General features: G+C 67.2%; 19 protein-coding genes. 7 read left to right on the top strand and 12 right to left on the bottom strand.

Going from position 1 to position 21689, the window contains the following annotated elements:
* Positions 1–10: 10 nt before the first annotated feature.
* From urtE to urtA, 5 genes are all read right to left on the bottom strand, one after another.
* Entirely contained in the window at positions 11–700 is a 690-nt protein-coding gene (urtE, locus tag AC1RAD_RS15360; RefSeq protein ID WP_062478384.1) for an urea ABC transporter ATP-binding subunit UrtE, read from the bottom strand.
* Between the two features lie 15 nt (positions 701–715).
* Positions 716–1459 carry an urea ABC transporter ATP-binding protein UrtD gene (gene urtD, locus AC1RAD_RS15365; protein WP_492735708.1) on the bottom strand — a complete coding sequence of 248 codons (744 nt, stop codon included), beginning with the start codon at positions 1457–1459 and terminating at the stop codon, positions 716–718.
* A 20-nt stretch (positions 1460–1479) separates the two neighbouring features.
* Positions 1480–2676 (bottom strand): urea ABC transporter permease subunit UrtC, encoded by a 1197-nt coding sequence (gene urtC, locus AC1RAD_RS15370; protein ID WP_492735710.1) that lies wholly within the window; start codon positions 2674–2676, stop codon positions 1480–1482.
* Positions 2677–2704: 28 nt separating this feature from the next.
* Positions 2705–3619, bottom strand: a complete 915-nt coding sequence (gene urtB / locus AC1RAD_RS15375) for an urea ABC transporter permease subunit UrtB (RefSeq protein ID WP_139701702.1) — start codon at positions 3617–3619, stop codon at positions 2705–2707.
* Between the two features lie 124 nt (positions 3620–3743).
* The gene (urtA, locus tag AC1RAD_RS15380; protein WP_492735712.1) at positions 3744–5012 is read right to left on the bottom strand and encodes an urea ABC transporter substrate-binding protein; all 1269 of its coding nucleotides are present in this window, start codon (positions 5010–5012) and stop codon (positions 3744–3746) included.
* A 244-nt stretch (positions 5013–5256) separates the two neighbouring features.
* On the opposite strand from urtA, the gene AC1RAD_RS15385 reads away from it, so the two are divergent.
* The 7 genes from AC1RAD_RS15385 (at position 5257) to AC1RAD_RS15415 (ending at position 13346) form a co-directional block, all read left to right on the top strand.
* Positions 5257–8652 carry a hybrid sensor histidine kinase/response regulator gene (locus AC1RAD_RS15385; RefSeq protein WP_492735714.1) on the top strand — a complete coding sequence of 1132 codons (3396 nt, stop codon included), beginning with the start codon at positions 5257–5259 and terminating at the stop codon, positions 8650–8652.
* On the top strand, positions 8624–9517 hold the full coding sequence (locus AC1RAD_RS15390; protein WP_062474629.1) for a response regulator transcription factor: 894 nt from the start codon (positions 8624–8626) through the stop codon (positions 9515–9517). The genes AC1RAD_RS15385 and AC1RAD_RS15390 overlap by 29 nt, the downstream gene beginning before the upstream one ends.
* A 91-nt stretch (positions 9518–9608) precedes the next feature.
* Positions 9609–10379: a TIGR04325 family methyltransferase gene (locus AC1RAD_RS15395; protein ID WP_492735715.1), complete on the top strand. Its 771-nt coding sequence runs from the start codon at positions 9609–9611 to the stop codon at positions 10377–10379.
* A 99-nt stretch (positions 10380–10478) separates the two neighbouring features.
* On the top strand, positions 10479–11375 hold the full coding sequence (locus AC1RAD_RS15400; protein WP_492685444.1) for an SPFH domain-containing protein: 897 nt from the start codon (positions 10479–10481) through the stop codon (positions 11373–11375).
* 45 nt (positions 11376–11420) lie between these two features.
* Complete coding sequence (locus AC1RAD_RS15405) at positions 11421–11627, top strand: type II toxin-antitoxin system antitoxin (protein ID WP_492735717.1); 207 nt, start codon at positions 11421–11423, stop codon at positions 11625–11627.
* 86 nt (positions 11628–11713) lie between these two features.
* Positions 11714–12541, top strand: a complete 828-nt coding sequence (locus AC1RAD_RS15410; RefSeq protein ID WP_492735719.1) for a substrate-binding domain-containing protein — start codon at positions 11714–11716, stop codon at positions 12539–12541.
* Between the two features lie 70 nt (positions 12542–12611).
* The gene (locus AC1RAD_RS15415; protein ID WP_492735721.1) at positions 12612–13346 is read left to right on the top strand and encodes an ABC transporter substrate-binding protein; all 735 of its coding nucleotides are present in this window, start codon (positions 12612–12614) and stop codon (positions 13344–13346) included.
* Between the two features lie 152 nt (positions 13347–13498).
* On the opposite strand, the gene AC1RAD_RS15420 is transcribed toward AC1RAD_RS15415, so the two are convergent.
* The 7 genes from AC1RAD_RS15420 to AC1RAD_RS15450 form a co-directional block, all read right to left on the bottom strand.
* A complete protein-coding gene (locus AC1RAD_RS15420) occupies positions 13499–13906 on the bottom strand; it encodes a hypothetical protein (protein WP_492735723.1) in 408 nt (135 codons plus the stop codon).
* Positions 13907–13980: 74 nt separating this feature from the next.
* Entirely contained in the window at positions 13981–16218 is a 2238-nt protein-coding gene (locus AC1RAD_RS15425; RefSeq protein WP_492735725.1) for a M1 family metallopeptidase, read from the bottom strand.
* A gap of 655 nt (positions 16219–16873) precedes the next feature.
* Complete coding sequence (locus tag AC1RAD_RS15430; RefSeq protein ID WP_492735727.1) at positions 16874–18190, bottom strand: MFS transporter; 1317 nt, start codon at positions 18188–18190, stop codon at positions 16874–16876.
* 47 nt (positions 18191–18237) lie between these two features.
* On the bottom strand, positions 18238–19344 hold the full coding sequence (locus AC1RAD_RS15435) for a porin (RefSeq protein WP_492695790.1): 1107 nt from the start codon (positions 19342–19344) through the stop codon (positions 18238–18240).
* Positions 19345–19399: 55 nt separating this feature from the next.
* Positions 19400–20368 (bottom strand): PDR/VanB family oxidoreductase, encoded by a 969-nt coding sequence (locus tag AC1RAD_RS15440; protein WP_159272139.1) that lies wholly within the window; start codon positions 20366–20368, stop codon positions 19400–19402.
* A 23-nt stretch (positions 20369–20391) separates the two neighbouring features.
* Positions 20392–21435 carry a Rieske 2Fe-2S domain-containing protein gene (locus AC1RAD_RS15445; protein ID WP_492735729.1) on the bottom strand — a complete coding sequence of 348 codons (1044 nt, stop codon included), beginning with the start codon at positions 21433–21435 and terminating at the stop codon, positions 20392–20394.
* Positions 21436–21446: 11 nt separating this feature from the next.
* Positions 21447–21668 carry a recombinase-like helix-turn-helix domain-containing protein gene (locus AC1RAD_RS15450; protein WP_095744981.1) on the bottom strand — a complete coding sequence of 74 codons (222 nt, stop codon included), beginning with the start codon at positions 21666–21668 and terminating at the stop codon, positions 21447–21449.
* Positions 21669–21689 lie beyond the last annotated feature (21 nt).

Below are 21689 nucleotides of genomic sequence, written 5' to 3' on the forward strand. Positions count from 1 at the left end.
GGGGTTGTGGTTAGACAGAGAGATAGGCTTTGATGTGCTCGACATCGGTCTTGTCGCGCGCGGTCTCGTGCACGAGCCGGCCGCCTTCGATGACGAAGAGCCGGTCGGCCACGTCCATCGCGAAGCTCAGCACCTGCTCGGACACGACGATGGTGATGCCGCGCAGCTTGCGGATCTCGTTGAGCGCCTTGGCGATGTCCTTGATGATCGAAGGCTGGATGCCTTCGGTGGGCTCGTCGAGCAGCAGCACCTTGGGGTCGGTGACGAGCGCGCGCGCAATGGCGAGCTGCTGCTGCTGGCCGCCGGAGAGGTTGCCGCCCTTGCGGCTTTTCATGTCCCACAGCACGGGGAAGAGCGCGTAGATTTCTTCGGGGATGCGGCGGGTCTTCGAGTTCTCCAGGCCGGTCTGGATGTTCTCTTCCACCGTCAGCGTCGGGAAGATCATCCGGCCCTGCGGCACGTAGGCAATGCCTTTGGCCACGCGGCGAAAGCTCTCGTCGCGCGACACGTCCTGCCCCGCCACTTCGATGCGCCCGCTCTTGATCGGCAGCACGCCCATGAGGCTCTTGAACAGCGTGGTCTTGCCCATGCCGTTGCGGCCCATGATGGCGATGGTTTCGTTGGCATGGCCCACGAACGAGATGCCGTGCAGCGCCTCGCTCTGGCCGTAGGCGGTGTGCAGGTCGTCGACCTTCAGCATGATGGTGCTCATGGTTCAGTGGCCCAGATAAACGTCGATGACCTTCGGGTCGGCCTGCACCTTCTCCATCGGCCCTTCGGCGAGGATCTTTCCCTGGTGCATCACGGTGACCTTGTGCGCGATCTGCTTGACGAAGGCCATGTCGTGCTCGATGACGATCACGGCGCGGTTGCGGCAGATGCGCTGGAGCAGGTCGGCCGTGAGTTCGCGTTCGCGCGCGCTCATGCCGGCAATGGGCTCGTCGAGCATCAGCAGCTCGGGCTCCTGCACCAGCAGCATGCCGATCTCCAGCCACTGCTTCTGGCCGTGGCTCAGGAGGCCTGCTTCGGTGCCGAGCTTGTCGGCCAGGCCGATCTCCGTGGCGATGGCCTGCACCTTGCCCTTGACCTCGTCGTCGCACTGGAAGGCCAGCGCGCCGAACACCGAGCGGCCCTTCGGAAACGACACCTCCAGGTTCTGGAACACGCTGAGGTTCTCGTAGATCGAGGGCGTCTGGAACTTGCGCCCGATGCCCAGCCGCACGCGCTTGTGCTCGGCCATCTTCGTGAGCTCGGTGTTCTTGAACTTGATGCTGCCGGCGCTGGCGCGCGTCTTGCCGCAGATCAGATCGAGCAGCGTGGTCTTGCCGGCGCCGTTGGGGCCGATGATCACGCGCAGCTCGTTCTTGTCGATGTACAGCGTCAGGTCGTCGATGGCCTTGAAACCGTCGAAGGAGACGCTGAGGTCTTCCACGGCGAGTGCGAAGTCGGTGTTGCTCATGAGGTGGGCTCCGGTGTCGGTCAGGCGCGCTGGCGGCCGATGCCTTCGGGCAGCACGGGCTCGGCCTGCGGCGCGGCGACGGGTGAAGGGGCCGACACGGCGGCGGGCGGTGGCTTCGTCGCGGCGTCGCGCAGGGCCTGGCGGCGCGAGGCCCACCACGGCTTGATCGTGTCTTCCCACAGACCCGCCAAGCCCATCGGGAAGGCCATGGTCACGCCGATGAAGAGCGCGGCCATCAGGAACAGCCACAGGTCAGGAAAGCTCTCGGAGAACAGCGTCTTGCCCGCGTTCACCAGCAGCGCGCCGTACACCGCGCCCACCAGGCTCATGCGGCCGCCGACGGCGCAGAAGATCACCATCTCGATCGAGGGCACGATGCCCACGAAGCTCGGCGACATGAAGCCGACCTGCAGCGCGAACATCGCGCCGCCGATGCCCGAGAGCCCGGCCGCCAGGCAGAAGGTGAAGACCTTGAAGTTCGACACGTCGTAGCCCGAGAAGCGCACGCGGTCTTCCTTATCGCGCATCGCCAGCAGCAGTGTGCCCAGCTTGCTCGTCTGCACCCAGCGGCACAGCAGGATGCTCAAGACCAGCAGGCCGACGCAGACGTAGTACAGGATGTACTTGGCGCCGTCGGTGCGGGTGTCCCAGCCCAGCAGCGTCTTCAGGTCGGTCATGCCGTTCACGCCGCCCGTGTAGCCCTGCTGGCCGATGATGAGCACCGTGCAGATCAGCGCCACCGCCTGCGTGATGATCGCGAAGTACACGCCGCCCACGCGGCGCTTGAACATCGCGAAGCTGATGAGCCAGGCCAGTGCCATCGGCGCCAGCACCACCAGCGCCAGGCTCAGCGGCAGGCTCTTGAACGGCAGCCACAGCGTGGGCAGCTCGGTGATCTGGTTCCAGTCCATGAAGTCCGGAATGCCGGGCGTCGACTGGATCTTGGTGGTGACGGGGTCGGAGGCTTCGAGCTTGAGGAACATCGCCATCGCATACCCGCCGATGCCGAAGAACACGCCCTGCCCCAGGCTCAGCACGCCGCCGTAGCCCCACACCATGACGAGGCCCACGGCCACGAAGGCGTAGCTGAGGTACTTGCCCACGAGGTTCAGGCGAAAGATGTCGAGCGACAGCGGCAGCACCACCGCGAGCAGCAGCACCAGCAGCAGCAGGCTTCCGAGCTGGTAGCGCCGGATCGAGGCCTTGAGGAAATTCATCGGGAGGTTCTCCGGGAAGGAATCGGGTTCAGCGGCGGACCTTGACTGCGAACAGTCCCTGCGGTCGCATCATGAGAATCAGCACGATCAAAGACAGCGTCAGCACCTTGGCCATCGAGCCGGTCATGAAGAACTCCGAGATCGACTGGGTCTGCGCAATGCCGAAGGCCGAGACCACGGTGCCCAGCAGGCTCGCCGCACCGCCGAAGGTGACGACCAGGAAGGCGTCGACGATGTACAGCGACCCCGAGGTCGGCCCTGTCGAGCCGATGGTGGTGAAGGCCGCGCCCGCCACGCCGGCAATGCCGCAGCCGATGGCGAAGGTGAGGCGGTCGGTCTTCTTCGTGTCGATGCCGGTGGCGTTGGCCATGGTGCGGTTGGCCACGGTGGCGCGCACCCGCAGGCCCCAGCGGCTCTTGTGCAAGGCGATGAGCACGCCGCCCGTGACCAGCGCGGTGAGCGCCAGCACGAAGAGCCCGTTGATCGGAATGTCCAGCCCTTCGTGCGGCGTCCACGAGCCCATGAGCCACTCGGGCAGCGTGGGGCTCACTTCCTTCGGGCCGATGAAGGTGCGAAAAATCTGCTGCAGCCCCAGGCTCACGCCCCAGGTGGCGAGCAGCGTGTCGAGCGGCCGCTTGTACAGGTGGCGGATCAGCGCCCACTCCACGAGCCAGCCGGCGATGAAGGCGAACACGAAGGCCAGCCCGATCGCGATCGGAAAGTAGTACGGCATGAGCGAGGGCGCCATGCGCTCCGTCACCTGCGCGGCCAGGAAGATCGAGTAGGCGCCGATGGTCATGAACTCGCCATGCGCCATGTTGATCACGCCCATCTGCCCGAAGATGATCGCGAGCCCGAGGCCCATGAGCAGCAGCACCGCGAAGAGGCTCAGCCCGGCGAAGCCCTGCATCAGGCCGATGTTCATCATGTCCGAGAGGCTCATTGCGCAATATCCGGTAAGGGTCAGGGAACAAGTCGTGAGACACCGCGGAACCGGCTTTGCCGGGCCGCTGGTGTCGCCCCCTTGAGGGGGAGGCGGCTACACGAAGTGAGCCGCTTCGGGGGAGTTACTGATACCCCTTCGGGAACGGATCGGGCTTGATCAGTTCGCCCGACTCCGCAACCACCTTGAAGCTGCCGTCGAGCTGCCCCTGCCCGATGCGCGCCTTGCTCCACAAGTGGTGGTTCGCATCCAGCTTCACGTAGCCCTCCGGCGCCGTCTTCAGCTCGATGCCCGGCGACGCCGCCACCACCTTGTCGATGTCGAAGCTGCCCGCCTTCTCCACCGCGGCCTTCCACAGCCACGGGCCCAGGTAGCCCGCCTGCGTCACGTCGCCGATCACGGCGTCCTTGCCGTACTTGGCCTTGAAGGCGGCCACGAACTTCTTGTTGTTCTCGTTGTCCAGCGTCTGGAAGTACTTCATCGACGAGTAGAAGCCCGCGAAGTTCTCGCCGCCCACGCCGGTCATTTCGTCCTCGGTCACGGCCAGCGTCAGCAGGAACTGCTTGTCGCCGGTGATGCCCGCGGCCTTGAGCTGCTTGTAGAAGGCCACGTTCGAGCCGCCCACCACCGCCGCGAAGATGCAGTCGGGCTTGGCCACCTTGATCTTGTTGATCAGCGAGTTGAAGTTGGTGTGGCCCAGCGGGTAGTACTCCTCGCCCTTGACCGAACCCTTCTGGAAGTTCTCGATGTGCTTGCGCGCGATCTTCATCGAGGTGCGCGGCCAGATGTAGTCGGAGCCGACGAGGAAGAAGGTCTTGGCCTTCTTCTCCTTCGCGCCCCAGTCCAGGCCCCAGATGATCTGCTGCGTGGCCTCCTGGCCCGTGTAGATCACGTTCTTGCTCTGCTCCAGGCCTTCGTAGAAGGTCGGGTAGTACAAGAGGCCGTTCTCTTTCTCGAACACCGGCAGCACGGCCTTGCGCGAGGCGCTGGTCCAGCAGCCGAACACGGCCGCGACCTTGTCGTTGACCAGCAGCTTCTTCGACTTCTCGGCGAAGGTGGGCCAGTCGGAGGCACCGTCTTCCTTGATGACCTTGATCTTGCGGCCCAGGATGCCGCCCATCGCGTTGATCTGGTCGATGGCGAGCTGCTCGGCCTGGATGGAGCCGGTCTCCGAGATGGCCATGGTGCCGGTGGACGAATGCAGCTGGCCCACCGTGACTTCGGTGTCGGTCACCGCGAGCTTGGTGGTGTTGACCTTGGCCGTGGGGAACTGACCCTGGCCGAAGCTCAGGCCGCTCAGGCCCATCACGGGCAGCGCGGCGGCGCCCTGCAGCAGGCGGCGGCGGCGCAGTGCGATGGCATCGAGGGAAGAAGGATCGGAATCACGCGACATCAGGAACTCCAGGCAGGTTGAAAGAAGAGTGAGCCGCGCACCATCGCAGTGCATCGGACGGTGCTGCGAGCACCATGGCTGGTACTTTAGAAATCACTTGCGTACTCGCGAATACGTCATTCAACGTAGCGATGCGCCCCTGCCCGGGCCGCAGACTCGCGAGCAGACAAGGCACGGGACAGCAGGGAGCGCTTCTTGCTGTACTTGCCGCATGCCACCGTTGCCGCCGCCGCGAGAACCCGCCATGACATCCGTCTCCGGACAGAAGATCTTTCGCATCCGCCGCGACTACAACGCCTGGGTCGCGAACGAAACGCTGGAGGACTACGCGCTGCGCTACACGCCGCGCAGCTTTCGCAAGTGGTCGGAGTTCCGCGTGGCCAACGCGGCCTTCGGCGCCACCTCGTTCCTGGCGCTGGAGGCCATTGGCGGCGCCATTGCGCTGAGCTACGGCTTCTCGAACGCGCTGTGGGCGATCCTGGTGGTGGGGCTCATCACCTTCCTCACGGGCCTGCCGATCTCGTACTACGCCGCGCGCCACGGCGTGGACATGGACCTGCTCACGCGCGGCGCGGGCTTCGGCTACCTGGGCTCCACGCTCACCTCGCTGATCTACGCGAGCTTCACCTTCATCTTCTTCGCGCTCGAGGCGGCCATCCTCGCGCTGGCGCTGCAGATGTACCTCGATTGGCCGCTGTGGCTGCTGTACCTGGTGTCGTCCATCGTGATCATTCCGCTGGTGGCGCGCGGCATCACGCTCATCTCGGGGCTGCAGCTGTGGACGCAGCCGATCTGGATCGTGCTGTTCGTCTGCCCCTTCATCGCGGTGATGGTGAAGAAGCCCGAGCTGTACGCCGACTTCACCGGCCTCGTGGGCCGCACCTCGGACAGCAGCGGCTTCGATCCGCTGATGTTCGGCGCTGCCGCCACCGTGGCCTTCTCGCTCGTGGTGCAGATCGGCGAGCAGGTCGACTACCTGCGCTTCCTGCCCGAGAAGACCGCCGCCAACCGCGGGCGCTGGTGGACGGCGGTGCTGGTCGCGGGGCCGGGCTGGATCGTTCCGGGCATGCTGAAGATGATGGGCGGCGCGTTCCTCGCCTTCCTCGCGCTGCAGCACGAGATACCGGCCAACCACGCGATCGAGCCCACGCAGATGTACCTCACGGGCTTTTCGTACGTGCTGCGCGACCCGGCGTGGGTGCTGGGCATCACGGTGCTGTTCGTGGTGGTCTCGCAGATGAAGATCAACCTGACCAACGCCTACGCAGGCTCGCTGGCGTGGTCGAACTTCTTCGCGCGCCTCACGCACAGCCACCCGGGGCGCGTGGTGTGGCTGGTGTTCAACGTGGCCATCGCGATCCTGCTGATGGCGCTGGGCGTGTTCGCGGCGCTGGAGCACGTGCTGGGCTTCTACAGCAACATCGCCATCGCCTGGGTCGGCGCGCTGGTGGCCGACCTGGTCATCAACAAGCCGCTGGGCTGGAGCCCCAAGACCATCGAGTTCAAGCGCGCGCACCTGTACGACATCAACCCCGTGGGCCTGGTCGCGATGCTGGTGGCGGCGGCACTGGCGATGCTGGCCTATTCGGGCGCTCTCGGCCAGTGGGCGCGGGCCTTCTCGCCCTTCATCGCGCTGGCCACGGCCATGGCCGTGTCGCCGCTGCTGGCGTGGCAGACGCGCGGGCGCTACTACCTGGCGCGCACCGACATCGACCGCTGGACGCCGGGCCAGAGCGTGAAGTGCTCGGTGTGTGACAACAGCTTCGAGTCGGAAGACATGGCGCACTGCCCGGCCTACAGCGCACCGATCTGCTCGCTGTGCTGCACCTTGGAGTCACGCTGCCACGACCGCTGCAAGACCGACTCGCGCGCCGCCGAGCAGATGAGCGGCTGGCTGCAGGCGCTGCTGCCGCCCGCGCTGTCGGCGCGGCTGAACTTCCGCGTCGCGCACTACCTGCTGGTCGCCACCTCGCTGATCGCGCTGCTCGCCACCGTGGTCGGCGTGGTCTACGCGCAGGAGGCCATCGCCGGCACCATCGATTCGGCGATGGCGACGGCCTTTTTGAAAGTGTTCGCGCTGCTCTCGGTGATCGCCGCCGTGGCCGCGTGGTGGGTGGTGCTGGGCAGCGAGAGCCGGCAGATGGCGCAGGAAGAATCGAACCGCCACAACAACCTGCTGGCCCTGGAGATCGAAGCGCACCGCCGCACCGATGCCGCGCTGCAGACCGCCAAGGAAGCCGCCGAGGCCGCCAACCAGGCCAAGACGCGCTACGTGGCCGGCATGACGCACGAGCTGCGCACGCCGCTCAACAGCATCCTGGGCTACTCGCAGATCCTGCTCAAGGGCGGCGACGCGGCCCTGCCGCCGCGCGAGGCGGTGCAGACCATCCACCGCAGCGGCGAGCACATGCTGGGCCTCATCGACGGCCTGCTCGACCTGGCGCGCATCGAGGCCGGCCGGCTGCAGCTGGAGCCCTCGCCGCTGGCGCTGCCCGCCTTTCTCGACCAGGTGGTGCAGATGGTGCGCCCGCAGGCCGAGGCCAAGGGCCTGGCGTTCGTCTACACGCATGCGGGCCGGCTGCCGCCGTGGGTGCATGCCGACGTGAAGTGGCTGCGCCAGATTCTCATCAACCTGCTGACCAACGCCGTGCGCTTCACCGACAGCGGCACCGTCACGCTGCATGTGGACGCGCGGCGCGAGGTGCTGCGCTTCGACGTGGTCGACACCGGCATCGGCGTGGCGCCGCAGGACCGCCAGCGCATCTTCCTGCCCTTCGAGCGCGGCGCCGCGGGCCGCCGGCGCGGCGAGCCGGGCACGGGGCTGGGCCTCACGATCACCGGGCTGCTCACCTCGCTGATGGGCGGCGAGCTCAAGCTGGCGTCGACCTCGTCGGCGGGCAGCACCTTCAGCGTGCGCGTGTACCTGCGTGAGGTGGCCGATCCCGGCCCGCAGGCGGGCTCGCGCGAGCCGGTGTCGGGCTACCTGGGGGAGCGCCGCACGCTGCTGGTGGTGGACGACCAGCCGGTGCAGCGCCAGATGCTGGCCGGCATGCTCGCGCCGCTGGGCTTCACGGTGCGCGAGGCGGCCAGCGGCACCGAGTGCCTGGACAGCCTGCGCGAAGAGCTGCCCTCGGCCATCCTGCTGGACCTGACGATGGACGACATGGACGGCTGGCAGACCGCGCGCTCGGTGCGGGCCTCGGGCTTCGCCGAGCTGCCGATCATCATCGTCTCGGCCAACATGTTCGAGAACCAGGCCGACCGGCTGCGCGCCGCGGGCTGCCAGGCCTTCGTGGGCAAGCCGGTGATCGAGTCGGAACTCATCGCCACGCTGGAGCGGCACCTGGGCCTCGAATGGCTGGCGACCGGCGACGCCCTGCCGCCGCCCGCCGACCCTGACCTGGCGCCGCCGCGCCCGCCCCTGCTCGCGCTCGGCGAAGACGACCGCGCCGACCTCATGCGCCTGGTGCAGATGGGCCACGTGCGCGGCCTGCACACCGCGCTCGACCGGCTGGCCGCGGCCTCGCCCGCCGCGGCGGCCACCTGCACCTGGCTGCGCGGCATGGTCGCGCGCTTCGAACTCGACAACCTCCGCAACGCACTGGCAGAAGATGCAGACACTCCCCTCGCCCGGTCATGAATCCGAACGCCCCGTCGTGCTGGTGGTGGACGACGCCCCCAGCAGCCTGGGCATGCTGTGCGACACGCTCGAGGCCAGCGGCTACACCGTGCTGGTGGCGGCCGACGGCGAGGCCGCGCTGCAGCGGCTCGAACTGGTGGTGCCCGACGCGATCCTGCTCGACGGCCTGATGCCCGGCCTCTCGGGCTTCGAGACCTGCCGGCGCATCAAGGCCAACGCGGCGCTGGCGCACATTCCGGTGCTGTTCATGACGGGCCTGTCGGAAACCGCGCACGTGGTCGAGGGCTTCGAGTGCGGCGGCGTCGACTACGTGGTGAAGCCGATCCGCGCGCAGGAGGTGCTGGCGCGGCTGCACACCCACACGCGCAACGCCCGCATCACGCGCATGGCGCGCGACGCGGTCGACGTGGCGGGCATGGGCGTGGTGTTCGTCGACACGCGCGGGCGCATCGCCTGGCGCTCGCCGCAGGCCGCGCTGTGGCTGCATGCGCTCGAAGACCCGGTGGCGCCGGGGCGCCTGCCCGCGTCGGTGGAGCCTGCGCTGGCGCCGGGTGCGTCGATCGCCATCGGCACCGCCACGGGCATGCGCCTGTCGGTGCGCAACCTGGGCGCGGCGGCGCTCGGCGAGACCATGCTGCTGTTCGCCATCCAGCGCGAAGGCCCGGCCGCGCGCCTGGCCGACGCGGCCCTCACGCCGCGCGAGACCGAGGTGCTGTCCTGGCTCGCCAAGGGCAAGACCAACCGCGACATCGGCGAGATCCTGGGCACCAGCCCGCGCACGGTGAACAAGCACCTGGAGCACATCTTCGAGAAGCTGGGGGTGGAGACCCGCGCGGCGGCTGCGGCACTGGCGAGCGGCATGTAAACCCCCACGGGGTAACCGCCCCCGCGGCGCTGGGCTATCGCCCCAAAAGCGCCGGTTGCGCTCAGAATGGGCAGAGCCACAGGAGAGAGAGATGCTTTCAAGCCTGCTGACCTTCCCGCCCCGTGAAAGCGCCTACCGGCGCAAGTTCCTGAACAACACGGACGAGAACCTCTTCATGGGGTCGTTCGAGAGCTTCGAGGCGGCCGAGGCCGGCGCGCCGCCCACCAAGGCCGTCGGCTACGCCAACGCCGACGCGGGCGAGCTCTACAGCCCGCAGATCTATTTCTACGACTATCCCGGCCTCTTCTGGCTGGGCCGCTCCATCGACGCGGGCCTGACGCGCGTGTTCGACCTGGGCGGGCACGTCGGCATCAAGTACTACGCCTTCCGGCGCGTGCTGAGCTACCCCGACACCCTGCGCTGGACGGTGTGCGACGTGCCCGGCGTGGTCGAGAGCGGCCGCGCGATGGCCGTCAAGCGCGAGGCGACCACGCAGCTCGGCTTCACCACCGACTACCGCGACGCGAGCGGCTGCGACGTGCTGTATGTCTCGGGCAGCCTGCAGTACCTGCCGATGCGCATGGACGCGATTCTTTCCGCGCTCGCCGTGAAGCCCCGGCGCATCGTCATGAACACCACGGCCGTGCACCCCGAGCGCACGATCTACACGCTCAACAGCATCGGCGTGGCCGTGTGCGCCTACCGCATCCAGCACCACGACGAGCTGCTGGCCGACCTGGCACGCGCCGGCTACCGCAAGCGCGACGTGTGGCGCAACGAGGGCAAGCCGATCGAGGTGCCCTTCGTCGATGGCGGCGACAAGCCCTACTACGCGGGCTGCTGCTTCGACCTCATCGTTTGATTGCCCGCGGGTACATCGGCCCGGCCCCGGCCGGCGCCGAAAACCGCTTGACGGCCTCCGAAAAGATATTAAAGTGATATCACTTTTAACGGAGGCCCCATGCAAGACACGACCCCCACCCCACCACGCAAGGTCCGCAAGGAGCGCCCCTACCGGTCCGTCAACGGCTACGGCCTCGTGGCCGTGTCGCTCGTGCTGATCGGGCTCGGCGCCTGGGCCCTCGTGCAGCGGATGATGCCGCTGCCCATGAACGTCTTGCTGATCGTCGCGGGCGTGGCGTTGCTGCCAGGGCTGTACATGCTGCAGCCGAACGAGGGCATCATCCTCACGCTGTTCGGCGAGTACCAGGGCACCGACCGCACCGAGGGCCTGCGCTGGACCAACCCGTTCCAGGCCGGCCAGAAGATTTCGCTGCGCGCGCGCAACCTGAACACGCCGCCTTTGAAGGTGAACGACAAGCGCGGCAACCCGGTGGAGATCGGCGCGGCCGTGGTCTGGCGCGTGCACGACACGGCGCAGGCCGTGTTCGAGATCGACGACTACAACAAGTTCGTCGCCATCCAGTCCGAAGCCGCCATCCGCCACCTGGCCACGCTCTACGCCTACGACAGCGGCGACGACCTGCAAAGCGACGAGGTCACGCTGCGCGCCGGGCTCGACGTGGTGGCCGACGCCCTCAAGGCCGAGCTGAACCAGCGCTTTGCCAGCGCCGGCGTCGAGGTGCTCGACGCCAAGCTCACGCACCTGGCCTATGCGCCCGAGATCGCCCAGGTGATGCTGCGGCGCCAGCAGGCGGTGGCCATCGTGAGCGCGCGGCACCAGATCGTGGCGGGCGCGGTGGGCATGGTCGAGGCCGCCCTCAAGGGCCTGTCGGAGCGCAACCTCGTCGTGCTCGACGACGAGCGCAAGGCCTCGATGGTGTCGAACCTGCTGGTGGTACTGTGCTCGGACCGCGAAACCCAGCCCGTGGTCAACACGGGCACGCTCTACACCTGATGCATCCACGGCACCTGTTCACCGCCGCCACGTCGTTGTTCCCTGATGGCCAGTCCCGGTAAGAAGTCCTACCCGCTGCGCATCGATCCGGCCCTGTGGGCTGAGATCGAGCGGCTGGCGGCCCAGGAGCTGCGCAGCGCGAACGCGCAGGTCGAGTTCCTGCTGCGCGAAGGGCTGGCCAAGCGGGGGCGCCTGCCGGCGGGGGGGGCGCCCGCCAAGGACGCGGACCCGCCCAAGCCTTCGCGCGGGTAGCTGGTAGTAACCCCGAATTTCCTGAAGGCCGATTGACAGCCTCGGCCCCTACGATGGCACGGCACGATCTTCAGGAGACACACGCCGTGACCGCCTTCGCCTTCCCCCGTTCCGCCCTGACCCGCCGCGCCGCGCTGGCGCTGGCCGCCTCCTTCGCGCTCGCCGGTTGCACCAACCTCGGTGGTGGCACCCCACCCGCCGCCACGGGCGACATCCACGTCATGACCTCCGGCGGCTTCACCGCTGCCTACAACGAGCTGCGCCCCGGCTTCGAGCGCAGCACCGGCCGCAGCGTGAAGACGGCCTATGGCGCGTCGATGGGCAACGCCACCGACTCGATTCCCAGCCGCCTCGGGCGCAACGAGCCGGCCGACGTCGTGATCCTGGCCCGCCCCGCGCTCGATGCGCTGGTGGCGCAGGGCAAGGTGGTGGCGGGCAGCCAGGTCGACCTGGTGCGTTCGTCGATCGGTTTCGCGGTGCGCAAGGGCGCGCCCAAGCCGGACATCGGCACGGTCGATGCGCTCAAGCGCACGCTGCTCGCGGCGCCGTCGATCGCCTATTCGGCGAGCGCGAGCGGCACCTACTACGAGACCGAGCTGCTCAAGACGCTGGGCATCGAGGACCAGGTCAAGCCCAAGAGCAAGCGCATCCTCAGCGAGCGCGTGGGCACGGTGGTGGCGCGCGGCGACGCGGCCCTCGGCCTGCAGCAGGTGAGCGAGCTGTTGCCCATCGAGGGCATCGACTACATCGGCCCGCTGCCCGCCGAGGTGCAGCGCGTGACGGTGTTCTCGGCCGGCGTGGCCGCGGCCTCGAAGCAGCCGGAGGCGGCGCGCCAGCTGATCCGCTACCTCAACGCGCCGGCCGCGGCGCCGACCATCGCGAAGACGGGGCTGGAGCCCATGTCCGCGCGCTGAACTGCGGCCGCACGGCCCGTAAACTGGCGGCCTTCATCCCCTCCTTCCGCCTTCCCGACGAACGGACGCCATGACCACTTCGCCCTCTTCCGCCCTCGTGACCGCCTTCGCGCCCAGCGGCACGCTGCGCGCCTCGATCAACCTCGGCAACCCGATCCTGGCCAACAAGGACGCCACCACGGGCGAACCGGTCGGCGTGTCGATCGACCTGGCCCGCGAGTTCGCGCGGCGCCTTGGCGTGGGCATCGAGCTGGTGGTGTTCGAGAAGGCCGCGGCCTCGGTGGACGCGGTGAAGAACGAGAAGGCCGACATCGGTTTCTTCGCGGTCGATCCGGCGCGCAGCGAAGGGCTGCGCTTCACGGCGCCGTATGTGCTGATCGAGGGCAGCTACCTCGTGCCCGAATCCTCTGCGCTGACCGACAACGCGCAGGTCGATGCTGCAGGCCACCGTATCTCGGTCGGCTCTGGGAGCGCCTACGACCTGTTTCTCACGCGCGAAATCAAGGCGGCCGAGATCGTGCGTCTTCAGGGCGCTGGCCCTGCGCTCGCGGCATTGCGCGCAGGCGAGGTCGAGGTGGCGGCGGGCATCCGCCAACTGCTCGAAGGCGAAGCGGCCCGCGCACCGGGGGTGCGTGTGCTGCCGGGGCGCTTCATGGTGATCCAGCAGGCGATGGGGACGCCGGCCAGCCGGGGGGCCGATGCGCAGGCGCTGCTCTCGTCCTTTGTCGAAGAGATGAAGGCTTCAGGCTTTGTGGCCGATGCGTTGAAGCGCCATCGCATCGAAGGTGCGATCGTTGCGCCGTAACTGAGCGCTCTTGTTCAGGGCGCGTGCACAGGCCACCGGGTACTTCCCTCCGCGAATGTCCCCCGGGCTTCGCCCTCCTCCTTGATTTCGCTGCGGGAAGCACCCAGTGTCCTGTGCCCGCTGGGTGCTGTCGTGGTGGCGGCGGCGGCCGGTCAGAGCTTGTGCGCCTCCACCGGTCCCTGCGAATAGAACAGGAAGTAGCCCGTCTGCGTCTTGAAGCCGTTCTTCTGCCACCCGGGCGGCACCTTGAAGATGCCGAGCTGGTCGCTCGAGATGCCGACGAAGGACGTGTTCTCCGTGTCGGTGGTGATGCGGCTCCAGCGCTCGCGCGTCACCGGCTGCAGCTGCATCTTGGGCTCGCTCCATTCGGGGGTGCGTACCTTGTCGCGCGTGATGTAGCGGTCGCCGTCGCGCTCGATCTTGACGACCTCCTTGAGCACGCCGTTGCGTTCGACGGCGTAGACACCGACCAATTCGGTCTCGGGCCCGCCGCGCGCGCCGCAGGCCGAGAACAGTGACACGCAGGCCACTGCCAGCAAAGAGTTCAGAAGAGTTTTCATGGAATTCGAATGAAGTGACGCATGCGCCGCCGAGCGGCACATGCGAGGGTTCACGAAAGTGAGTTCAGTTCAACTCAACGCTTCTGGTTCTCGCGCAGCGGCAGCTTGCCCTGGAAGCGCAGCGCGTGCGGGTACTCTTCCTTGCCGCCCGCGTCCACCGCCGCCATCTTCTGCTGGCTCAGCTGCGTCTTGGCGAGCAGCGGTGCCGGCAGGTTCAGCACGCCCTTGATCTGGTCGTACTGCGCCTGCGTGATGCGCCCCACGCCCAGCAGGCGGAAGGCATCGCGCTCGATGTTCAGCAGCAGCGGCTTGTTGCCCGCGAAGTTCTGCACCTTGGCCAGCAGGTTGCTCCACGAGGGTGCGCTGTAGTTGCTCACGTAGTAGTCCTGCCCCGTCGGCCCGGCCAGCACCGCAGTGCAGCCCGGCAGCTCGACCTGCGTGGCGTTGTTCGACATCACGAAGGTCTCGCGCTTCTCCATCGCGTCGCCGTACGCCAGCGTGACGGGAATGGTCCACGTCGAGGCCGGGAACTGGTTCTGGTTGGGGAACGACTCCTGCGTGATGCTGACGTAGGTGCGGTCGCCGGCGCATTGCGCATCGACCGTGAGCAGCGGAATGCCGGTCTGGCGGATGAAGCTGTCGCCGATCTCGCTCACCTTCTTGCCGCCGGCGGCCTTCTCCAGCGAGGTCCACAACCGCGTGGGCGTGACGTTGCCGTACGCATAGTCCTTCAGGTAGATCTGCAGGCCCTTCTGCATCGCCTCTTCGCCAATGTAGTTCTGCACCATCTCCAGCACGTGGCTGCCCTTGTTGTAGACAAAGATCGCCGGGCTGATGAAGCCGAAGGAGCCCGCGTCGTTCAGGTTGCGCTGCACCGGCACGGCGGAGGGCTTCAGGTCGGCCACGATCACGTTGTGCTTGTCCAGCACGTAGTCAGAGAAGCTGTAGTACTCGGGGTGGAACTTGATCGTGGTGCGCCGTTCGAACCAGCGCGCAAACGACTCGTTGAGCCACACGTTGTCCCACCAGTCGAGCGTGACGAGGTCGCCGAACCACTGGTGCGCCACCTCGTGCGTGACCACGGTCACCGAGTACAGCGTGGGCTTGTCGCCGGGCTTGGTGAGCACCGCATCGGCAAACTCGAAGATCGCGCCCCAGTTCTCCATGCCGCCGAAGCCGGTGTTGGGCTTGTTGTCGTAGCTGTCGTTGGCGGCCACGGTGTCGAACTTCTTGAAGGGCAGCGAGATGCCGGTGTACTTGTAGTAGTAGTCCATCGAGACCTTGGTCCACTCCATCGCGAACTTGGCCCAGTCGGAGCGGCCCGGCGGCGTGAACCAGCGCAGCGCCATGTCGCTGCCGTCCAGCGGGTTCTTGAAGGTGTCGGCCAGGATGTCGAACTTGCCGCCGCCGAAGAAGGCCAGGTACATCGGCATCGAAGGCGTCTTCTCGAAGGCCACGCGCTGGTAGCCGTCGGGCAGCTTCACGGCCTCGGTCTGCGCGCCGTTGGACACGGTCTTCCAGTCGCCCGGCACCTCGGCCGAGATCTCGAAGGTGTGGCGGAAGGCCGGTTCGTCCCAGCCCGGGAACCACTGGCGTGCGAAGTTGGTTTCACCCTGCGTCACGATGGCGTCGCTGCTCACGCCCTCGGGCGTCGACAGGCCCACCTTGAAGATGCCCGACGCGGCCGAGCACAGCGGGTTCTTCGCCATCACTTCCGGCGTGCAGTACTCGGCGTCGGAGAACTGGATCTTGCCGTCCCACTCCATGTGCAGCAGGTACTTGCCCTTGGCGATCTGGCCGTCGTTCAGGCGCAGTTGCACGAAGTCGCCGCGCGTCTGCGGCGTGGGAATCAGCGGGATCGCCTCGCCCGGCTTGGACACCTTGCGCAGCGTGGTGCGCCCGCGCGCGAAGTTGAGGTCGTGCGCGGCGACGACGATGGCGTCGACCGGCTTGAGCACGTCGATCTCCACGTCGGCGCGGCCCACGAAAGTCTTGAGCGCCGCATCGGGGCGGAACCACAGCTTGTAGTTCACGGGCCAGACCGTGTCGGGCAGTTCCATCGGCCGGGCCGAACGATCGACCGCGGCCACCGCCGAGTCGGCTGCGGCGGGCACGCCGTCGTCGGGGGTCTTCTTGGTGGTGTCGCCGCTGTCGGCCGCGGGCGCGTTGGCCAGCGACGGCGCGTTCAGGCCGGAGCCGCCGAACGATGCGCCACCGCCGCTGTCTCCGCCGCCGCCACAGGCCGTCAGCGCGGCAAGGGTCACGGCCGTGAGGGCCAGGCAATGAACGACAGGTGTATTCAGTGATTTCATGATCGCCTCTGGGTACTCTTGGTAAGGAACATGCGCCGCACCGCAGGCACCGGCGGATAGCCGGTGATGCACGTGACGCGCGCGGGATGAGTGGAACGACAGATCGACAAAAAATGCGGGCAGCACAGTGCCCTCCCGGCGAACAGACAGTTCGTCAGGAACGCAGGCTCAGGCCGGACCGCACCGCGTGTGCTGCGGAGGTCCCAGAATGCGCGGGGCGAGCGGCGCCATTCCCGTCAAGACGCGGGGTGTGGGGGGAGCGTGTGAACGCGGTGGGGTGTCGCGGGCCGGGCTCAGTGCCCGTGCATCGACGCGATGCGTTCACCCGTCAGGTGAACGGCCGGGGCCATGGCGAAAGCGATGGCGACGGCAAGACTGGCTGCGGCTCTTGTGGTTGATTTCACGCGCATTCCCTCGTCCGTTGAAGTGCACGCAGTTGTAGCTGATCGATGCAATGAGCTCAACGATCCGCGGAACTTTTCTCTCTCCAATTGTTCGCGCGCGATAGGCCGAATGGCGTCATGACATGCAACGCATGCCATGCACTACGAAGATGGTTCTGCGACCGAAACACCTGCTCACGCAGATGACAAAAACACGGGGCCTTCACTGTGACGAAGCGGCCACAGTACGAAGGTTCAAGCCGCGGCGAAGGCTACGAAAGCTGTGAACCAGAGACTGCAGCAGTGCGTTGCGCGCGCTCGCGCCACCACAGCAGAAAGCCGCACGCGAACACGACGACCTGCGTGCCGATGAGCAGTGCAAAGCCCGCGAAGAAACCCGCCGCCGACGAGGCCGCGGTGACCGCTGTGTGCGCTGCGCCACCACCGTGCGACACCGCGGTGATCACGCCGCCCATCAGCGCCGGCATGAAGCCCGCTACGAGGCTGCCCACGCCGTTGGTCACGCCGAAGGCGCTGGCCGTGTGCTCGGGCCGCGAGCAGTGCTGCACGGTGCTCGGAATGGCGGGGCTCTGCAGGCCCCAGAAGAAGTTCGCCGCCACGAGGCAGGTCGCGGCCATGTACGGGTCGCGCGCATTGATCGCCAGCAGCACCGACAGTGCCACGCCCGCGCTCGCGCCCATGAAGATGAAGGGCACGCGGTCGCGCCCCAGCTTGTCGATGAGCACGCCGCCCGTGAACACGGCGAGCACGGTGGCGTACTGCGGCAGCGAGGCGATCCAGCCCATCTCGCGCAGCGAGAAGCCGCGCGCCTCGCGCAGGTAAGTCGGCAGCCAGTTGCTGCTGCCCCAGAGGTAGGCCAGCGCCGCCGAGGTCAGCAGCGTGATGAGGAACAGGTGCCGCGTGTGCAGCGCACCTTTCACGATGCCCGCCACGCGCGATATCGCATCGCCCAGCGACGAGGGCTTGATGCCGTCGCCGTGCCCCGCAGGCATGCGCACGAAGGCCAGCACCAGCGGAATGCCCAGCACGATGTTGAGCACGCCCAGCACGTGGAACGAGCTGTCCCATTCGAACTGCGTGAGCAGGTAGCCCACCAGCGGATAGCCCACCGCCAGGCCCAGGCCCGTGCCCATGTTCACCAGCGCATTGGGCTTGCCGTTCTCGTCGCTCTTGAAGTGCGCCTTGATGTACGACGAAGCCAGCGAGAACAGCGGCCCTTCCGACACGCCCAGCAGCACGCGCGACGCCAGCAGCAGGCCGTAGCTGTTGAACATCGGCGAGGCCCAGGTCACCACGCCCCACAGAATGAGGCCGTAGATCAGGCTGCGCCGCACGCCGAACAGCGCCGAGCAGAACGGCGTGAGCACGAAGGCCGAGATGCCGTAGCCGAGCATGAAGGCCGTGGCCAAGAGGCCCTGGCTCACGCGATCAGAAGCGTCGATGCCCACGTGCTTCAGAAAGGCCGCATCGGTGATCAGCACCGCGATGTTGATGCGGTCGACGTAAGAGATCGCCACGATCACGAACAGCGTGATGACGCCGTACCAACGGAAGTTCTTGCTCTGCATGACCGGGGCTCTCTCTTGCGGGGGTGGTGCGCGCTGTCTTGCCGCGCCTAGAACATATGGCGCATGCCGAACTCGACGCCGCTGGAGGCGCGGTTGGGCCGCGTGATGGCGCCGGCCAAAGCCTGCGTTGCGCCGTTCTTGTTGCTGATGCGGGCAATGGTTCCGTACACCGCCGTGCGCTTCGAAAGGTTGTGCACGTAGCCCAGGGCCAGCTTCGACGTCGTGGGCTCGAGCACCGCATTGAGCGGCTCCAGCTTGTAGCGTGCGTACGAGGCCTTGATCTCGCCCGGCCCGATGGGCAGCTGGAAGCCGACCAGCACGCCCTTGGCGTCGGTGCTGCCCTTCGATTCCTTGTACAGCTCGCTCGTGAGCTTGAGGTTCATGAGCGCCGCATCGAAGGTGTAGGACGCACCCAGGTTGGTCACGCGCAGGTCGCCGGCGGCGTAGCGCGTGCGGCCGGTCGCAATAGCCACGTTGAGGCCGCCGCTCTGGTAGCCGAAGCGCGCGCCGGTGTGCTGGCCGTCGCGCTTGTTCGACACCTGGGTGCCGGGCAGCACCGAGGTCGAATCGTTCTCGCCCATCGCGTACATCACCTGGCCGTAGAAGCCGCCCAGGTTGGCCGGCAGGAAGTAGCCGATGCTGTTCGAGGCGCGCGTGCCGGTGGGTGCCACCAGGCCTCCCAGGCCCGAGAAGTAGATCTGGTTGGCGCCGATGCCGCCGCCGGTGCCGAAGGGGTCGAAGATCGCGGTGTTCCAGAAGGCCGGCACGTAGTCGCGGCCCAGGCGCACTTCGCCGAAGGGGCCGGCCAGGCTCACGGTCGAACGGCGGTTGAAGCTCAGCACGCCAGGCGTGCCGTTGCCGCTGGCCTGGTTGTTGGAGTTCGACGGAAAGCCCGTGCCGCTGTCGTTCTGCAGGCCCATCTCGAGCCAGAAGTTGGCCGAGTAGCCGCCGCCGAGGTCTTCGGTGCCGCGAAAACCGAGGCGGCTGAACATGTTGCCGCTGTTGCCCAGCTGCGTCTTGTGGGCCGATCCGTTGCCGCTGCCGCGCGTGTAGACCACGGAGGCGTCGACGACGCCGAACAGCGTCACGGAAGATTGGGCCAGCGCTCCGCCAGCCGCGGTGGCCGCAGCCATCGCGATCAAGTACTTTTTCATTGAATGTCTCGGTTGGTTTTTCTCTCGGCCGTCTTTTGGGTTGTGGCCTTCTCGTTCAGATGTCCAGCACCAAGCGCTCGCCCTTGCAGCGAGAGACGCAGATCATCATGGTCTTGTTGGACGCACGTTCGATCTTGGTGAGGATGCCGTCGTGGTGATCGACTTCGCCCTCGAGCACCGCCGTTTCGCAGGCGCCGCAGACGCCTTCCTTGCAGCTGTGGTCGGGGTTGAGGCCAGCGTCGATCAGGCTGTCGAGAATCGACTTGCCCGGAGGCACTTCGACACTCTTGCCGCTCTTTGCGCACTGCACCACGCAGGTCTGCGTGGCGCTGGGCGCCTCCACATGCACGGCGGCGAAGCGTTCGATGTGGGCGTTGGCATAACCCAGTTGCTCGCAGCTCTTTTCGAAGGCGTCGAGCATCGGCGTGGGGCCGCAGCAGTAGTAGTGGCTGGTGGCGCCCTTGCCGGCCAGCAGCGAGGCGAGGTCGGGCGGCGCGCCCTTCTCGTCGTCGAAGTGCCAGGTGAGCTGCACCGACTTCTCGGTGGCCAGCGCCTCGATGGCGTCGCAGAAGGCGGCTTCCTTGCGGGTGCGTGCGCAGTAGACGAACTCCACCGGCTTGCCGATGGCGATGAGCCGCTGCAGCATGCACCAGATGGGCGTCACGCCGATGCCGCCGGCCACCAGCACCGAGCGCTCGGCGCCCTCTTCCAGCTTGAAGTTGTTGCGCGGTGCCGAGATGGGCAGCGTCATGCCCACGCGCAGCTGCTGGTGCACGTAGCGCGAGCCGCCGCGGCTCTTGCGGTCGTTGAGCACGCCCACCACGTAGCGCTGGCGGTCGCTCGAGGGGTTGCACAGCGAGTAGCTGCGCACCAGCCCGTTGGGCAGGTGCAGGTCGATGTGGGAGCCGGCCTCGAAGGCGGGAAAGTCCACCGCCGGCGTGGCCGGCCGGAACTCGACGCTGACGATGCCGTCGGCCTCGTAGCGCATGGTGTGCACGAGGGCGTTCAGCGTGGGAGAAGACATGGCGATGCTCGCTTGCTTGCAGTTCAGGCCGTGGCGGCCTCGGCTTGCGCCAGCTGCGCCTGCGCGAGGTTGCGCATGTGGCGACGCAGGCGGACGATGCCCAGGTCGTGCTGGTACAGGTTCTCGTGCTGGTTGGCGTCGGCTTCCATTTCTTCGAGCATCACGCGGTCCTGCTCCAGCACGTGCCAGTGGCGTGCCTCGAGGCGGTTCTTGTAAAGGAAGCGCCAGGTGTCGCGCTCCCAGCCCGGCGACAGCTTGCGTGCGCGCCAGAAGAAGGTGGCGGTCATGCCGTTGGCCATGGGCGAGAAGGCGCCGATGATGATGAAGTTGCCGCCGGGGCCGCCGGTCTTCGGGTACGGGATCTCCAGGCGCATCCAGTGGATGCCGGTGTCGGCCCACTCGGTCCAGTCGAAGTTGACGTTGCGCTGGCCTTCCTTCTCGAACACGAAGCCGATGTCGGTCGGGCGCACGCCGAACTTGGCGCTCGAGTCGCCCTCGGCCATGGAGTGCGACTGCTTGTGCAGGTAGGTGCCGTGCATCGGGTCCATCACGTTGTCCAGCACGTAGCGGTAGTCGCCCTTCCACTCCGTGTAGCACAGGAAGTTCGAGTACTCGGCCTCGTCGGTCAGCTGCTCGGGCAGCACCAGCGGCGGCGGCACGTCGACCGGCTCCTTCGAGTTGTAGAGGAACACGGCACCCGCGCGCTCCTGCACATGGAAGTGGCGCGTGGCGCGCGAGCCTTCGAGCTTGCAGCCCGGGCTGCCGGGCACGCGCGTGACCACGCCGTCATGGCGCACTTCGACGCCGTGGTACGGGCACGAGAGCCGGTCGCCCAGCACCACGCCCTGCGACAGCGGCGCGCCGCGGTGCGGGCAGCGGTCTTCCAGCGCGTGCAGCACGCCTTCGCCGTCGCGCCACAGCGCGATCTTGCGGCCGAGGCGGCGCAGGGAGATCGGGTTCTCCTTGATGAAGTGCGAGGGGCAGATCGGGTACCAGAGGTCCTTCAGGCCGATCTCGAGCAGGTGGTCGACCGGATCGGCGGGAACGGGATGGATGGCGATGGTCATGGTGGTTCTCCTCAGGCGGCCAGCGCGGCCATTTCCTTGCGATACAGCGCCTCGGTCCATGCGAGGCCGCCCGGCGTGGCCAGGCCGCTGTCGTTCAGGCGCTGCACCAGGCCCGGCAGGTCGTGGATGCCGTCGGCGTAGGCGCGTTCGATCACGTCGCCCAGCAGGTCTTCGTAGGTGGTCGCGGGGCGCTGGCGCGCCTGGTGCGGTTGGAGAAAGCGGTCTTGTTGCATCGTGAGCCTCCGTATAGCGAG

This window comes from Variovorax sp. GW823-FHT04B03, from assembly GCF_058796495.1.

Coding starts and splice junctions, on each gene's coding strand:
- urtB (WP_139701702.1), bottom strand. CDS start 3,619: ATGAGCCTCTCGGACATGATGAACATCGGCCTGATGCAGGGCTTCGCC.
- AC1RAD_RS15425 (WP_492735725.1), bottom strand. CDS start 16,218: ATGAAATCACTGAATACACCTGTCGTTCATTGCCTGGCCCTCACGGCC.
- AC1RAD_RS15420 (WP_492735723.1), bottom strand. CDS start 13,906: ATGAAAACTCTTCTGAACTCTTTGCTGGCAGTGGCCTGCGTGTCACTG.
- AC1RAD_RS15390 (WP_062474629.1), top strand. CDS start 8,624: ATGCAGACACTCCCCTCGCCCGGTCATGAATCCGAACGCCCCGTCGTG.
- urtC (WP_492735710.1), bottom strand. CDS start 2,676: ATGAATTTCCTCAAGGCCTCGATCCGGCGCTACCAGCTCGGAAGCCTG.
- AC1RAD_RS15385 (WP_492735714.1), top strand. CDS start 5,257: ATGACATCCGTCTCCGGACAGAAGATCTTTCGCATCCGCCGCGACTAC.
- urtE (WP_062478384.1), bottom strand. CDS start 700: ATGCTGAAGGTCGACGACCTGCACACCGCCTACGGCCAGAGCGAGGCG.
- AC1RAD_RS15415 (WP_492735721.1), top strand. CDS start 12,612: ATGACCACTTCGCCCTCTTCCGCCCTCGTGACCGCCTTCGCGCCCAGC.
- urtA (WP_492735712.1), bottom strand. CDS start 5,012: ATGTCGCGTGATTCCGATCCTTCTTCCCTCGATGCCATCGCACTGCGC.
- AC1RAD_RS15450 (WP_095744981.1), bottom strand. CDS start 21,668: ATGCAACAAGACCGCTTTCTCCAACCGCACCAGGCGCGCCAGCGCCCC.
- AC1RAD_RS15400 (WP_492685444.1), top strand. CDS start 10,479: ATGCAAGACACGACCCCCACCCCACCACGCAAGGTCCGCAAGGAGCGC.
- AC1RAD_RS15435 (WP_492695790.1), bottom strand. CDS start 19,344: ATGAAAAAGTACTTGATCGCGATGGCTGCGGCCACCGCGGCTGGCGGA.
- urtD (WP_492735708.1), bottom strand. CDS start 1,459: ATGAGCAACACCGACTTCGCACTCGCCGTGGAAGACCTCAGCGTCTCC.
- AC1RAD_RS15440 (WP_159272139.1), bottom strand. CDS start 20,368: ATGTCTTCTCCCACGCTGAACGCCCTCGTGCACACCATGCGCTACGAG.
- AC1RAD_RS15405 (WP_492735717.1), top strand. CDS start 11,421: ATGGCCAGTCCCGGTAAGAAGTCCTACCCGCTGCGCATCGATCCGGCC.
- AC1RAD_RS15395 (WP_492735715.1), top strand. CDS start 9,609: ATGCTTTCAAGCCTGCTGACCTTCCCGCCCCGTGAAAGCGCCTACCGG.
- AC1RAD_RS15430 (WP_492735727.1), bottom strand. CDS start 18,190: ATGCAGAGCAAGAACTTCCGTTGGTACGGCGTCATCACGCTGTTCGTG.
- AC1RAD_RS15445 (WP_492735729.1), bottom strand. CDS start 21,435: ATGACCATCGCCATCCATCCCGTTCCCGCCGATCCGGTCGACCACCTG.